Below are 12,187 nucleotides of genomic sequence, written 5' to 3' on the forward strand. Positions count from 1 at the left end.
TATCGTTTTTTGTCTATGCGAAACCGACATAGAATCAATCAAAATCACGAATTCCATATGGTTATTCTTCCCGGTTTAATTTCTTAAGTTCGCGCCTATGGGGACAGGCCCCTTTCTCTGCGCAGCTGCTAGAAGTTTTAGCGTTACTGCCGAAAGATGCCAGTCCCCTTCCATCTGGCATTAGTACCCAAATCTTCGGTTTGTTACTAGGCGGAATCAGAGAAATTCCGCCAGGGTCTCGCACAGCTGCGGGAAATCAATCGGTTTCGACACGTGTCCATTCATTCCCGCGGCCAGCGCCCGGTTAATATCCTCCACAAAAGCATCTGCCGTCAGGGCAATAATAGGAATAACCGCAGCCTGGGGATGCGTCCCGGCACGGATGATCTGCGCGGCGGCATAACCGTTCAGAACCGGCATCTGGATATCCATCAGAATCGCCTGATAGGTCCCTTCATCCGACGCTTCAAACCGTTCCACGGCTTCCTGTCCATTCACCACCCCGTCAATCTCGAGCCCATACCCGGTCAGAATCTCTTTTGCAATCTCCATGTTCAGTTCATTGTCCTCCGCCAGCAGGATCCTTCGGCCCTTGAGCCCGTAATCGGTCTTTACCTCCACTTTCGTTTTTTCCAGCGTATGGCGCCGGCATACATTGGAGAGCACATCGAACAGGGAAGACTGGAACACCGGTTTCAGGATCGTATCATCGATCAGCCCTTCAGCCTCCTGCGCCCCGCCGCCCACATAAGCGACTGCGATCAGGGTGGGTTTGTCAGGAGCCGCGGCCTCCAGTATCTGTTCTGCCGCTATCTCCCCCTGGACCTCCGGGCTATCCCAATCAATTAAGCACAGATCGTAGTTTCCGCCATTCGCTTTGTTACAAGCTGTCTTTTTCAACGCATCTTCTGTATTCAGCGCCAAGTCATACTGGATATCGAGTCTGGAAAGCAGAGTCTCCAGGTACTGGTAATCACTGTTTTCATCAAACAGGACCAAAACATGAAGACTTGAAAAATCATAGACCTTCTCCGGTTTCTGCCTTATTCCGGGTATCCCAAAGGAGAGATTCACCGTAAACAAGGACCCCTGCCCCTCTTCTGATTTAACATCGACCGTACCATTCATCATAGCGATCAGATTCTTTGTAATGGACAATCCAAGGCCGGTGCCTCCGAATTTCTGGGCCGTAGTGGCGTCCTGTTGTTCGAACGGCTGAAACAGCCATGACTCATATCCCTTCGGCATACCGATACCGCTGTCCTTTATCCGGAACTGCAGATACACGCTGTGGTCATCTGCCGACTGCTGCTGAATGGAAAGCGTCACCCGGCCGCCCTCGGGTGTGAATTTCACCGCATTTGACAGGATATTCATCAGAATCTGGTTTAACCGGAACTGATCACCCACCAGTTCCTCTTCCGTCAAATCACTGATCCGGACCCGGAAATCCACGCCTTTTTGGGAAGCCTGTGTATGAAAGATCGAAGTGATTCCCGACAATAGTTCCCGGATATTAAATACTTTATTGGCGATTTTCATTTTACCGCTTTCAATGGCAGAGATATCCAGCACATCGTTGACAATATTCAAAAGCTGGCGTGCCGCAAATTCGGACTTGTTCAAACAGTCTTTCATTTTATCCTGATTCTGCAGATTAGAACCGGCGATCGTCAAGTATCCCAGGATGGCGTTGAGCGGTGTCCGGATCTCATGGGACATACGCGACATAAAAGTTCCCCGGGCCTCGATACCCTGCTGCGCGGCCGCCAGGGCATCTTTAAGCGCCTGGCGTTTCTCCTGTTCCTCCCGCTTTGCCCGGTCTATATTTTTAATAAATACCATCAGACTGTCGGGCGTTTGTTCATCCCGCGGCACTCCCTGAAGCGTATAGGAAAACCACTGGTACGGCTCCTGCGGATTCTGCCTGACCCGGCATTCGAAATAAACCTCTTCCCCGTTTTCCGCCAGGCTTCCCATATTTTCCTTTTGGACCAATGTGTCCACACCTTCCTTATCCTCCGGATGCAGGCCACAGATCTCCAGATCCCCTCCATCCAGAATCTTCTCCCGGCAGCTGACCCGTCCATCCTCCACCTGATAGTACCGGCACCTTTTCCCGCTGGATTCGATCTCTATCACTTGATCGTTCGCCCTGCAGACATAGGAAATAAACCGTTCCTGCTCCCGTGCCTTTTCCCGCTCCAATCTCAGATTCTTCTGCCTGTATATATACAGGATCAGAATGATGGCAAAGCAGGCCGCTGTCCCCAGCAATAAAAGCCACAGGACCGGATGCGCATACAGGAACCCTATCAATGACATTTCAGAAGTATAATCCGAAGTCTGTTCCAGTACAATCCGGTTAATCTCATCGGTACTCATGCTGAGTACGGCTTTGTCCATAACTGAAAAGAGCAATGCATTATCCCTGCTGACCGAAACCGCAAAACTGAGCCCATATCCCGGCACCAGCTGTTCCCGGAACCGGCTTCGGGCATCTGTGTTCACAAGGCGCTGGGCAATATAGGTCTGAAAAAAAGCCGCATCCTGCCTGCCGTTCAATACCGCATCCAGACAGTCCTGGGTCGTGTCGTAGCGGGCAATCGCGGAGTCACCGAACAGCTGCACCGCATATTCTTCCACCACGTCAGAATTGCGCATTACAGCCACAGACTTCGGATGCCCGGCAAAATTTTTTAGTGTTACAACAGAAAGCGGCAGTTCCAGATAGGGATCCGTCACACGCAGCCCCCGGCTCTCCGCATCATGAAAGTCCGATGTCCCGTCAAACCGCACATCCGCTTCTCCCTGGGCCAGCAGCTCTCTCGCATCTACTGTGGGAGGCGTCTCCACAAATTCATAGGGAAGTCCGGTCCTGCTCATTACTTCTTTTGCGATCTCCGGAAGAATTCCCCTGGCCTCCCCGTCAACAAAATAAGAAGCCGGCTCCCTCTCTGAATTGATCGTAACTTTTACTTTCTGGCCGCTCTCCTGCAAAGATTTAATATAGTTACGCTCTTTTGCCGTAAACGAAATCTCGTCTCCGCTGTCCACCGTGTAATACCGGTCAGTCAATATTGATTCCAAATCCTTGTGTTCTACTTTCAGCTTCTCAATCGCACGATTGACCTGATCCAGCAATTTTTGATTGCCCTTCCGGACCATAATATAAAACGGTGTGTCATCAAACGTGGCAACGACCCATTCATTTTCGGTTTTCCTAAGATCGCTGGTCAGGACCGCATCGATCTCATCTTCCTTTTGAAGCGCCTCTGAGAGCGCCGTGCTATTTTTATAATAGACCGGCACATAGGTAAAATTATGTTCCTGCGCGAATTGGCGCAGGTTCTCATTCCTGCTGTTCCCTGCCATCAGTCCGATCCGTATCCCATCAAGCTGGGAATAATCGTCCACCATATAACGGTTATTCCCCGCTTTTACCGTCAGAACAGCCGCACTGCTCCCGATCGGCTGGTCGGAAAAATCAAATCGCTCCAGACGTTCTGGGGTCTTACTGGCAGAGGTCAGCAGATCGATCTCCCCTGCCTCCAGCATATCCTGCATCTCGCTCCAGCTCTTGTCATAACCCACATATTCATAGGAAAAGTCCGTATAGCGGGCCAGGTATTGGAGATAGTCATATCCATAACCGCTTCGTTTTCCCTGGCTGTCAATCATATGATATCCCTCAAACTCAAAAAAACCAACCCGGATCGTTTCGGTTTTGTGCTGATCCTGCTGGCCGGCCCTGGCCATCATTTTGCCATCCATAAAACATAGCGTCAGTATGATAAAAGCAGCCAACAGCCACCGCACCTTATTTGCAGACTTTCTCACTGTCCCGTCCCCCTTAGCGAACCGAATGAAACTCCCGATTATTTATTCTCAGCATACGCCTTTCAGCTCCTCTTATCAATACTTTTTTCTTGGCTGATTCAGGGTTTTTCCAGGGGATTTTGCGGGTAAGACGCCACCTCTTACATACCGTCAATACAGGAGCAGCCGGCACAAAGTTTTACACTTTGTGCCGGCCCGCTACTGCTCTTATGATTATCAGAGGTTTAAAATTTTTTCCAGCCTTCTCCTGCACTCCAGCATGGCCCTGCCGGTATGGTAGATTCCTTTCCAGGCGTTGCCGATACAGCCGACCAGTACTTCACCGCTTCGGGAGACCAGCTGATACCATTCACCGACCTGATGGTTAATGAGATAACGGCTGCAGAACTCCCAGGTTTTCAAAAACGCGTCCAGATATTTCTCATCCTTCAGGTGTTCGTAGCCATCCAGATATCCTACCAGTGCTTCGCAGTTTTCCCACCATTCTTTTTCAAGCTTGGTCGCCTCTCCCACATAGGGCCCCGCGTAATATACACCGCCGTGTTCATAGTCGAAACCATACTTCAAAGAATGTTCTAATAATAATTTTCCAACATAATCATATGTGTGATAGGGATTGCCAAGTACATCATTGGCACGGTTTAAGAGCCATACCAATTCGATATTATGCCCGTAGAAGGTGGTGTCCACCGCATCCGCGATCTCCGAATCCGCTTCCCGGTCCTGGGTCCAGGTCCTGGGGATACTGATCGCCGGGCGCCTAACCAGTTCCGGCCCGAACTGGTCAAATCCGCAGCCGATGTTTAAATCAACCATCTTCTGTAAGACCAGGTCGATCACTTCCTGCAGTTTTCGTCTGTGGATTTCCAGACCGCTGCATTCATAGAGTGTGGTATATGCCTCCAGCATATGCATATGAATGTTCAAAGACTTGATGTCTCCTGCCCCGGCTCCGTAAGGCGCTCTGCTCCAGTCCGGTTCCAGATTTTCATAATAACCGCCGTTCAAGGTGTCTGCCGCATATTTCTGAAGGAGATCAAAGGTTTTGGATGCATATTCCAAAGCCTCATCCTGTTCCTCCTTCGGAGCATTCAGATCCCGGAGCGCCAGCGCATATTCGCTAAGTGTGTAGATAGCAAACGTCTGCCCATAGATTACTTTTCCGCCGTCGATCTTTGTTCCGTCCAATTCGGTGGTCCAATACCAGCCGCCGCAGGCCGGGTCCCAGAAGTGCTGAATCAGGAATTTCACACCCTGAGCCGCATATGTAAGGTATTCTTTGCTCTGATATTCCCTCGCAAGACTGGAGAATCCCCAGATCATCCTGGTCTGTGTAACCAGCATTTTTTCCTTGTCTCCCAGAGGAGTACCGTCCTGATCAAAATCCAACAGATAACCACCGTATTGATGATCGATACCGTTTTTGATCCAGAACGGCAGGATTCCCTGCTCCAGGTTTTCTTTTATACCCTGATAGGACACTTTCAGCGCTTCGCTTCTTTTCATGTCCATTTCTATTTTTCGTGTATCCGTTTCCATATCTCCCTCTCCTTTATGCCTTGTGTTTTAATTTTCCGACGTTTTTATCAAAGCCCACCGCCAGCAGCAACACGCAGCATTTTACCACCATCTGATAATACTCGCTGATTCCCATGATCAACAGGCCGTTGGACAGAATTCCCATAATCAGTACGCCGCAGACCACGCCCTTTAACTTCCCTTCTCCACCGCTGACACTGACTCCGCCCAGCACTACGGAGGTTATGACATCCATCTCATATCCGTCTCCAAGTGCGGCCGGTCCGGTATTGATCCGGGATAACAGGACGATTCCCGCAAAACCGGCAAAGATTCCATTTAAAATATACGTCAGTATCAGAGTTTTATTGACATTAATTCCACACAGTCTGGCCGCCTCCGCGTTTCCACCGATGCTGTAGAGGTAAGTGCCGTACGGCCGTTTGGTTAACAGACACCAGCCCAGCAGCAGAACCGCCAGCATGCACAGCACCGGAATCGGAATGATCCACAGATAACCTTGACCCAGCGGGGAGAAGGACTTCGGGAAACCATAAATGGAAATACCGCCTGTGATGATATAGCAGATCCCTCTTCCTCCGGTCATAGTCGCCAGTGTGGTGATTAACGGCGGGATCGACAGCATCGTTACACAAAACCCGTTGATAGCGCCGATGAGTATCGCTGCCAGCAGCCCTACCGCCACGGCCGCATACATATTCATGTCCGCTTTCACCATCAGATAAGCCGCCAGGGTTCCGGTCACTCCGATCACGGAACCGACGGACAGATCGATCCCTCCTGTTAAAATGACCAGCATCATTCCCACGGAACAGATTCCGATAATGGATACCTGCCTTAATACATTCATAACATTGCTCATCGAGAGAAATCCCGACGCAAATATCGAAAAGAAAATTACGGTTATAACCAGAAAAATTACGGTTGCATATTCTTTATATATAGCTGCTCTTGTCTTATTCATGCTTTCCTCCAGTGGCGCACTTGCTGCGCCTTTCGTTCAGGGATGGGTGAACTTCTCTTTGTTCAACCGTTCCTCCAGTGGCGCACTTGCTGCGCCCTTCGTTCAGGTGTGGGTGGCTTATACAGCCACGCCCGACGCTCTTTTCAGAATCATCTCCTGGTCAAATTCATCCGGATTTTTCAGTTCTCCGGTGATCCTGCCTTCAGACATTACGATGATACGGTCTGACATTCCCATAAGTTCCGGCATGTCGGAAGATACCATAATAATGGATTTTCCAAGGGTTTTTAGTTCATTCATGAGCGAATAGATTTCATACTTAGCGCCCACATCGATTCCCCGGGTAGGTTCATCAAACAGAATGATATCCGCCTGCGCCAAAAGCCATCTGGATATAATCACCTTCTGCTGATTGCCCCCGCTTAAGTACGCAACCAGCTGGCCGGAAGATGGCGTCTTGATTTTCAGCCGTTCAATGTTTTCGTCCACCTGCTTACCGATATTTTTTCTTCTCAGGAACATCCCTTTACAGTACTGGGAAAGTATCGGCAGAATCATATTGTCGCTGACCGACAGATTCATCAGCAGCCCCTGCCCTTTCCGGTCCTCGGTTACCAGTACGATTCCATGACTGATCGCATCCTTCGGGGACCGCACCGTAATCTTTTTTCCGTTTTTTTGTATCTCTCCTCTGCTGGGATCACAGCCGAAGATCGCGCGCAGGGTCTCTGTCCTTCCCGCACCAACCAGGCCGCCCAGTCCGAGGATCTCTCCTGACCGGACTACGAATGATACATCGCTTATCTTGTCGGTTGTGATGCCGCTGACCCTCAGCATCTCGGCCGCATGCGGATCCGGGGTCACGCGAGGCGGATACTGGTTTTCAATACTGCGCCCGACCATCAGCTTAATCAGCTCATCCACATTCGTCTCCTGCACCCGCATAGTCCGGATAAACCGCCCGTCCCGGAATACCGTACACCGGTCACAGACCTCGAAGATTTCTTCCATTCGGTGGGAGATGTATATGACGGAGACCTGCTGTTCCTTCAAAACCCGGATGGTACGGAACAGAATCTTAACTTCTTCACTGGTCAGAGGAGCTGTCGGCTCATCCATGATCAGGATCTTCGGCGTGTCCAGCAGAGCTCTGGCGATCTCCACCATCTGCCGGTAGGCCATCGTTAAGTTTTCCACCTTCTCACGGACATCCATCTCGATTCCCAGGGACCGGATCATATTCTCTGCCTGACGGCACATTTCCTGTTTATCTGTTTTCCCTTTGCTTATGATCTCTTTGCCCAGAAAAATATTTTCATAGACCTTAAGCTTCGGTATCAGGTTCAGTTCCTGATAGATCATGTTGATCCCCAGCTTCTTCGACTGCTCGATATCGAAGTGGCCATACTCCTGTCCATCGAACCGGATTTTTCCCGAGTTAGGTCTGTTTACACCCGTCAGCACTTTCATTAACGTAGATTTGCCTGCGCCGTTCTCGCCGACCAGGGCATGGATTTCACCGCGCTCCAGTTCGAATTCCACATCATCTAGCGCCAGCACTCCGGGGAACTTCTGGGTAATATGTTCCATTTTCAGCATACAATCAGCCATAGCTTTCTCCCACTTCCTGTAGAATCTTCTTTTCTATTTATTTAAAATACTCATCAATATTATCAACTGTCACGGCTTTGGCTTCGATGAGGACCTGATCCGGGAACTCTTTCCCTTCAAATAACTGCTGCATAATCTCTACATCGGTTACACCGTGCAGACGGGGGGTAATATCTACGGTTACACGGTATGCGCCTTCCCCTGCATCCTTTTCTTCTTTGATCGTGTTCAATGCCTGCTCTACCGCGTTGACTCCTCCAAAAGCCATTTTGTTCAGGTCCATCCCTGCGGATTTGGCAGCTTCATAAGCCCCGAGGATAGAATCGTCGTTGGAACCCATGATCAGGTTGATATCCGGGTTGGACTGCATAATGCCCTCCATATTGGCCATTCCTTCTTCCGCCGTCACCCCTCCGAGCGTTCCCGCTTCATTGATAAAGGCTATGCTGCCTTTGGTGTACGCTTCCTCTGCGCCTTCCCGCATTCCCTGTTCACGGATCATGACATTCTGGTCATTGATGGTTCCGAAGGTTACACCTTTTAAATCTCCGGTCAGATTCGCTTCACTCCACTCACCGATCGCTTTGCCGAGCGCGTATCCCATCTCATATTCTCCGGCAGAAACGAAGGCCTGGATGTTCTCGATATCAGTGGAAGAACCGATCACCTTGATCCCCGCATCGGTAGCCTCTTTAATAATACTTGACAGAGCGGCCGCATCTACTGCTGAGATAATGATACCGTCATATTTCTGGTCTATGTATGTCTCGATCGCAGCCAGCTGGGAAGCGACATCCATCTTTGGATCTTGCACCGTACATTCCCATCCCAATTCCTGGCATTTTTCCTTGATACCTTCAGAGACTTCCACAAAGTAAGGGGATTCCAGTGTCATCGTTGTGTAAGCAATCTTTTTTCCGCCATTTTCAGCGTTCTGGGCTGAGCTGCCTGTCTTAGCGCATCCCGCAGCAGTCAAAAGGACCATAACCAAACTCAAAACCAGGCATAAACTTTTTTTCATCATATTTGTTCTCCTTTTACTTTTTCTAAAACGTTTTAGATTATGTATTTAACCTACCACACCTGTTTTGCGTTGTCAACATTTTCGTTATTTTTTGTCATATTGCATATATTTGAATTTGAAATTTTGTATATTTTAAATGTAGAATCGTCATTTTTTTATGATCCGTACACAAAAAAAGAACATGATTTTTCTCATGTTCTTCGTTTTTTCTTATCTAACACGTTTTAAATTGTTTTGTGGAATCCCGGGTAATCAACTCCCCCGGCAGTAATTTTTGCACGACCTCTTCCGTGTCGCCCTGTACACGTCTTTCCAAAAGTGTTACCGCTTCCTGGCACATTTCCTCAATAGGCTGCTTCACCACCGTCAGGGGTGTGTACAGGATCGAGGCATATTCCAGGTCATCGAAACAGGATACGGCAATCTGTTCCGGGATCGAAATTCCGTTATCCCTCAACTCCTTCATAATTCCCATAGCGGTAAATGCGTTGATGGCGATGATCGCATCAGGATTCTTCTGCAGAATTTTATTTCTGGTAACGAGAACACCATTCTCAATATCAGGATCAATCTCAATAATGCAGTCCTCCGAAAGATTCATACCATGATCGCGGAATGCACTGCAAAAACCAGATATCCGGCGTTCCACATGAAGGAGCGACCGGTTTTCCACAACAAAGATAATATTGCGCTCGCCGCCCCGTATAAGATAATCAGTCAGTTCATAGGTCGCCCGTTCCAGATCCGTCATTACCGTATCGGCTTTGATCCCCTGGTAGCGGCTGGTGATGAAAACAAAGGGGATCTTCAATTCCTGGAGTTCGTACAGATGACGCAGGTCCCCTTCCCCGTCCCGGGCCGGCACCAGGATGATGCCGTCAACCCCCCGCTTAATCATGGAATCTACGATGCGTTTTTCATTGGTTACTTTGTTATTGGAAATTCCCAGGGTCAGATTCATACCGCGCCGGTCCATCTCCTTTTGCATATTATAGGCCAGTTCACCGTAAAAGGGATTCAGGATGTCGGAGACGATCAGTCCTATGGCATTGGCTTTCTGATTGATCAGGCTGCGGGCGATCTGGTTGGGACGGTAGTTCAGTTTCGATACGGCATCCAGAACTCTTTTTTTAGTATTCTCATTGACGCCGGGCCTGTTGTTCAGGACCAGGGATACGGTGGCGGTGGATGTGTTGGCTAATTTTGCCACGTCTTTTATGGTACATCTCATAAAGCGACAACCTCCATTTTTAAAACGTTTTATATAAAATTATATTAATTGGTTTTTATAGGTTTGTCAATAGATATGATCCGGGTTTCCTGAAAAAGCTGTGAGTTGTCTGTCAGAAGAGGGGAGGGATTTTAAGCATTTTGCATAATTGTTCCGAGCGATTTTATATGATACTATGGATTAGTACAGGGATATCTGTAATGGGATAATATTGGAGTGGATGAGTAATATCGCTATTCTGTTTTCAAAAGGAGGAGGTGAGATTATGACAGAAGAAACAAGGTTGATTCTTGATAAAATTGGACAGCTAGATCAGCGTTTTAATGAAATGGATTGTAAATTCGATAAGATTGATCAGCGTTTTACCGAGATGGATTGTAAATTCGATTTGGTCGAGCAGCGCTTTACTGAGATGGATTGCAGATTCGATAAAATCGAGCAGCGCTTTACTGAGATGGATTGTAAATTCGATTTGGTCGAGCAGCGCTTTACCGAGATGGATTGTAAATTCGATTTGGTCGAGCAGCGCTTTACTGAGATGGATTGCAGATTCGATAAAATTGAGCAGCGCTTTACCGAGATGGATTGTAAATTCGATTTGGTCGAGCAGCGCTTTGCTGAGATGGATTGTAAATTCGATAAAATCGAGCAGCGTTTTACCGAGATGGATTGTAAATTCGATTTGGTTGCGCAGCGCTTTGCTGAGATGGATCAAAGATTTGATAAGGTTGAAAACCAAAACCATCATTTGGGTCAAAAATTAACGGATGTTCAATTAACTCTTGAAAATGATATAAATAAAAAAATCAGAATTATTGCAGAAGGTCATCTTGATTTAAACCGAAAATTGGACGACACATTGAAGTTCGGTAATGAAAACGAGATACTCCTCTTAAGGGTCACTGCCTTAGAGAATGATATGAGGCGAGTAAAAACAAAAACTGGATAAGTTGATTTTTTCCTTTCTAAGTTTAACAGCTTAAGATCAACAGCTTAAGATTGACTACTGATCTACAAACTTAGAAAGCAAAATTTAAAAGGAATCAAAAAGTACAGAACTAGGGTTCGTCCTGCACTTTTTCTGTTATGTCTTTTGATTATTATCTTTCCAGTTCCACCATTTCAGCTTTTCGGACTCAGGATTCTTCTCCGATGCATAATATACAGCGCAGCGGTATACGTAGAGCTGACAGCGGTCGATCTTACAGCCCTTCATCAGGCATTCCCGTTCGTACATTTCTTCCGGATCTGCATTTTTAAGCGACTCTATTGTAGTATAGCCCAGCATCAACAGATCTTTTTCCGTCTCTTTTCCCACACCGGGGATTTTTCTTAACTCACTCATCCACTGCTCCCCTGCCTTTCTGCCTTTCTCCATTTCACATATCCGCTGTTACACATGATCTACGTACTCTTTTTTCTGAGTTTTACTCTGGTCTGAATCAGTTCTTTTACATCCATCAGAATCTGCTCATCGGTCACATCGATCATCAGCCATCTGCCGCCATTGAACACATCGGCTCTGGCATATAAGTCCTGTACATAAGCAGTACAGGTATTCAGCAGCAGCTCCGCCTCTGAAGCTTCCTTTCTCCCGATCGAGATCATGCAGGTAAAGAAACCATCATCCGGGTATAAGGTACACAGCGCCCTGCTGCCTTTTCTATATTTTACATTCCAACCGGGCTTCCAAGAGCAGCGGCTGTATTCGATCTTTGGCGATACCTGATAGGTGTCTTCCAGATATTTTCTCAGGCGATACCAGCAGTCACTGTGGACAAATGCGTCGATTTGCTCCAAGTCCGGCTGATGATTCAAATCATACAAATTACACCATTCCATTTACCGACCTCCTATTTATTATGATACTTATTTTATCATATTAAACATGACAACAGTGTGTCATATTAGTTTCTATACAAACACAAGATACACAGAATATCATCTAATTTTTTTATACTCATATGGTTCTTTAACA

9 protein-coding genes are annotated in these 12,187 nt (G+C 47.6%); 1 reads left to right on the plus strand and 8 read right to left on the minus strand.

The window, feature by feature from the left end:
• Positions 1-216: 216 nt before the first annotated feature.
• The 6 genes from ABC831_RS21860 to ABC831_RS21885 all read right to left on the minus strand — a co-directional run bounded on the left by ABC831_RS21860 (position 217) and on the right by ABC831_RS21885 (position 10,209).
• Positions 217-3,840: a transporter substrate-binding domain-containing protein gene (locus ABC831_RS21860; protein ID WP_343250195.1), complete on the minus strand. Its 3,624-nt coding sequence runs from the start codon at positions 3,838-3,840 to the stop codon at positions 217-219.
• Positions 3,841-4,056: 216 nt separating this feature from the next.
• Entirely contained in the window at positions 4,057-5,379 is a 1,323-nt protein-coding gene (locus tag ABC831_RS21865; protein ID WP_343250196.1) for an AGE family epimerase/isomerase, read from the minus strand.
• Between the two features lie 13 nt (positions 5,380-5,392).
• Positions 5,393-6,343 (minus strand): ABC transporter permease, encoded by a 951-nt coding sequence (locus ABC831_RS21870; protein ID WP_343250197.1) that lies wholly within the window; start codon positions 6,341-6,343, stop codon positions 5,393-5,395.
• 117 nt (positions 6,344-6,460) lie between these two features.
• Positions 6,461-7,954: a sugar ABC transporter ATP-binding protein gene (locus tag ABC831_RS21875; protein WP_343250198.1), complete on the minus strand. Its 1,494-nt coding sequence runs from the start codon at positions 7,952-7,954 to the stop codon at positions 6,461-6,463.
• Between the two features lie 37 nt (positions 7,955-7,991).
• Positions 7,992-8,978: a sugar ABC transporter substrate-binding protein gene (locus ABC831_RS21880; protein WP_343250199.1), complete on the minus strand. Its 987-nt coding sequence runs from the start codon at positions 8,976-8,978 to the stop codon at positions 7,992-7,994.
• Positions 8,979-9,192: 214 nt separating this feature from the next.
• Positions 9,193-10,209 carry a LacI family DNA-binding transcriptional regulator gene (locus tag ABC831_RS21885; RefSeq protein ID WP_343250200.1) on the minus strand — a complete coding sequence of 339 codons (1,017 nt, stop codon included), beginning with the start codon at positions 10,207-10,209 and terminating at the stop codon, positions 9,193-9,195.
• 265 nt (positions 10,210-10,474) lie between these two features.
• On the opposite strand from ABC831_RS21885, the gene ABC831_RS21890 reads away from it, so the two are divergent.
• On the plus strand, positions 10,475-11,158 hold the full coding sequence (locus ABC831_RS21890) for a hypothetical protein (protein WP_343250201.1): 684 nt from the start codon (positions 10,475-10,477) through the stop codon (positions 11,156-11,158).
• 135 nt (positions 11,159-11,293) lie between these two features.
• On the opposite strand, the gene ABC831_RS21895 is transcribed toward ABC831_RS21890, so the two are convergent.
• A complete protein-coding gene (locus tag ABC831_RS21895; RefSeq protein ID WP_343250202.1) occupies positions 11,294-11,554 on the minus strand; it encodes a helix-hairpin-helix domain-containing protein in 261 nt (86 codons plus the stop codon).
• A 59-nt stretch (positions 11,555-11,613) separates the two neighbouring features.
• The gene (locus ABC831_RS21900) at positions 11,614-12,051 is read right to left on the minus strand and encodes a DUF3788 domain-containing protein (protein WP_343250203.1); all 438 of its coding nucleotides are present in this window, start codon (positions 12,049-12,051) and stop codon (positions 11,614-11,616) included.
• Between the last annotated feature and the right edge of the window lie 136 nt (positions 12,052-12,187).

This window comes from Diplocloster hominis (genome assembly GCF_032380655.1).
GTDB lineage: Bacteria > Bacillota > Clostridia > Lachnospirales > Lachnospiraceae > Diplocloster > Diplocloster hominis.

Coding starts and splice junctions, on each gene's coding strand:
- ABC831_RS21875 (WP_343250198.1), bottom strand. CDS start 7,954: ATGGCTGATTGTATGCTGAAAATGGAACATATTACCCAGAAGTTCCCC.
- ABC831_RS21880 (WP_343250199.1), bottom strand. CDS start 8,978: ATGATGAAAAAAAGTTTATGCCTGGTTTTGAGTTTGGTTATGGTCCTT.
- ABC831_RS21895 (WP_343250202.1), bottom strand. CDS start 11,554: ATGAGTGAGTTAAGAAAAATCCCCGGTGTGGGAAAAGAGACGGAAAAA.
- ABC831_RS21865 (WP_343250196.1), bottom strand. CDS start 5,379: ATGGAAACGGATACACGAAAAATAGAAATGGACATGAAAAGAAGCGAA.
- ABC831_RS21870 (WP_343250197.1), bottom strand. CDS start 6,343: ATGAATAAGACAAGAGCAGCTATATATAAAGAATATGCAACCGTAATT.
- ABC831_RS21890 (WP_343250201.1), top strand. CDS start 10,475: ATGACAGAAGAAACAAGGTTGATTCTTGATAAAATTGGACAGCTAGAT.
- ABC831_RS21900 (WP_343250203.1), bottom strand. CDS start 12,051: ATGGAATGGTGTAATTTGTATGATTTGAATCATCAGCCGGACTTGGAG.
- ABC831_RS21885 (WP_343250200.1), bottom strand. CDS start 10,209: ATGAGATGTACCATAAAAGACGTGGCAAAATTAGCCAACACATCCACC.